Source organism: Methylobacterium mesophilicum (assembly GCF_022179445.1).
GTDB classification, from domain to species: Bacteria; Pseudomonadota; Alphaproteobacteria; order Rhizobiales; family Beijerinckiaceae; genus Methylobacterium; species Methylobacterium mesophilicum.
Window position 1 is genome coordinate 1 of sequence record NZ_BPQU01000165.1, and the last position, 240, is coordinate 240.

At 68.3% G+C, this 240-nt stretch carries 1 protein-coding gene; it reads right to left on the reverse strand.

Going from position 1 to position 240, the window contains the following annotated elements:
- The coding region (locus MFF40_RS28605; RefSeq protein WP_283206129.1) for an enolase C-terminal domain-like protein at positions 1-240 on the reverse strand (240 nt) is incomplete at both ends.

Consider the following 240-nt stretch of genomic DNA (forward strand, 5'->3'; position numbering starts at 1 on the left):
CCAAGCTCAATGGCCTTCCTCGCCTTCTCCGCCCCCGTGAGGCTCTCGTCCAGGCAGATGGGGGTGGAAAGCTCCCGCTGGAGCTTGGCGTGGTCCAGGAGGGCGTCGTAGGCCAGGGGCTGCTCTATGTAGTCCAGCCGGAGCTCGTCCAGGCGCTTGAGCTGGGCGAGGTTGGCGAGGCTATAGGCGCTGTTGGCGTCGGCGGTGAGGGTGGCCTCGGGGAAGGCCTCTCGCACCGCC